Genomic DNA, 2,571 nt, shown 5'->3' on the forward strand with positions numbered 1-2,571 from the left:
CAACGGCCAGCAGATCGTCATCGGCGTCGGCCAGAGCACGGGCACCGTGCAGTTCACCGCGCCAGACAACGTGCACAGCAGCAACCTCGATCTGACCAACGCGATCAAGGACGTTTCGGGCGGCAACTACGAGGAGCTGACTGCTTCCGGTGAGACCACCGTGACCGTCACCGATGGTCCAGGCACTGAAGACACTACCGGCCTGAAGCTGACCGCGACCCCATCGGTCAACGAAGGTGGCGAGATCACCTACACCGCCACCCTGACCAACCCGGCTGGCACCGCCATGAGCATCACCCTCAGCAATGGTGAGAGCATCACCATCGCGGCGGGCGAAACCAGCGGCAGCGTGACCGTGGCCGCGCCGGACGACGACGTCTATATCGATGCTGGTCAGGTCGAGGCGACCATCACCGGTACCACCGGTGGCGACTTCGAAAACCTGGCGGTGGATAACACCCCGGCCGTCACCGAGGTCAACGACACCCTCGACCCGTCGACCGTCAAATTGACCGCCGACGTCAGCACCATCGGTGAAGGTGGTGTGATTACCTACACCGCCACCGTCAGCGCCCCGGTGACCGGCACCCCGCTGGTGATCAACCTGACCAATGGCCAGCAGATCGTCATCGCGGTCGGTCAGAGCACTGGCACCGTGCAGTTCACTGCACCGGACAACGTGCACAACAGCAACCTGGACCTGACCAACAGCATCAAGGACGTGAGTGGCGGCAACTACGAGGAACTGACCGCTTCCGGTGAAACCACCGTCACCGTTACTGACGGCCCGGGCACCCAGGATGAAACTGGCCTGAAGCTGACCGCGACCCCATCGGTCAACGAAGGCGGCGAGATCACCTACACCGCGACCCTGACCAACCCGGCTGGCACGGCCATGACCATCACCCTCAGCAATGGTGAAAGCATCACCATCGCTGCCGGTGAGACTTCGGGCAGCGTGACTGTCGCCGCGCCGGATGATGACGTCTATATCGACGCTGGCCAGGTCGAAGCGACTATCACCGGCACCTCCGGTGGCGACTTCGAAAACCTCAACGTCGACCCGTCGGCGGCCGTAACCGAGGTCAACGACACCCTCGATCCGTCGACCGTCAAGTTGACCGCTGATGTCAGCACTATCGGCGAAGGTGGCGTGATCACCTACACCGCTACCGTCAGCGCGCCGGTCACCGGCACGCCACTGGTGATCAACCTGACCAATGGCCAGCAGATCGTCATCGCGGTCGGTCAGAGCACTGGCACCGTGCAGTTCACTGCGCCAGACAACGTGCACAACACCAACCTGGACCTGACCAACAGCATCAAGGACGTCTCGGGCGGTAATTACGAAGACCTGACGGCTTCCGGTGAAACCACCGTCACCGTCACCGATGGTCCAGGCACTGAAGACACCACCGGTCTGAAGCTGACCGCCACCCCATCGGTCAACGAAGGCGGTGAAATCACCTACACCGCCACCCTGACCAACCCGGCCGGCACTGCCATGACAATTACCCTCAGCAATGGTGAATCGATCACCATTGCGGCGGGTGAAACCAGCGGCAGCGTGACTGTCGCCGCGCCGGACGATGACGTGTACATCGATGCCGGCCAGGTCGAAGCAACCATCACCGGCACGTCCGGTGGCGACTTTGAAAACCTCCACGTCGACCCGTCGGCGGCTGTGACTGAAGTCAACGACACCATCGATCCATCGACGGTGAAACTCACTGCCGATGTCAGCACCATCGGTGAAGGTGGCGTGATCACCTACACCGCTACCGTCAGCGCCCCGGTGAGCGGCACCCCATTGGTGATCAACCTCACCAATGGCCAGCAGATCGTCATTGGCGTCGGCCAGAGCACTGGCACCGTGCAGTTCACCGCGCCAGACAACGTGCACAGCACCAACCTCGACCTGACCAACAGCATCAAGGACGTCAGTGGCGGTAACTACGAGGACCTGACTGCCTCGGGCACCACCACTGTGACCGTCACCGACGGTCCAGGCACCGAAGACACTACCGGTCTGAAGCTGACCGCGACCCCGTCGGTCAACGAAGGTGGCGAGATCACCTACACCGCGACGCTGACCAACCCGGCCGGCACCGCCATGACCATCACCCTCAGCAATGGTGAAAGCATCACCATTGCGGCCGGTGAGACTTCGGGCAGCGTGACTGTCGCGGCACCGGACGACGACGTGTACATCGACGCTGGCCAGGTCGAGGCAACCATCACCGGTACGTCCGGCGGCGACTTCGAAAACCTCAACGTCGACCCGTCGGCGGCCGTCACCGAGGTCAACGACACCATCGACCCGTCGACCGTCAAGTTGACCGCTGATGTCAGTACTATCGGCGAAGGTGGCGTGATCACCTACACCGCTACTGTCAGCGCGCCGGTCACCGGTACCCCATTGGTGATCAACCTCACCAATGGCCAGCAGATCGTCATCGCGGTCGGCCAGAGCAGCGGCACCGTGCAGTTCACTGCACCGGACAACGTGCACAGCACCAACCTCGATCTGACCAACGCCATCAAGGACGTTTCGGGTGGTAACTACGAAGA

1 protein-coding gene is annotated in these 2,571 nt (G+C 62.2%); it reads left to right on the top strand.

Annotated features, from left to right (window positions below):
• Positions 1 to 2,571, top strand: a 2,571-nt coding sequence (locus M2D63_RS25480) for an immunoglobulin-like domain-containing protein (RefSeq protein ID WP_353050880.1), incomplete at both ends; no start/stop codon positions are given.

Source organism: Pseudomonas sp. BJa5, from assembly GCF_030272875.2.
Lineage (GTDB): Bacteria > Pseudomonadota > Gammaproteobacteria > Pseudomonadales > Pseudomonadaceae > Aquipseudomonas.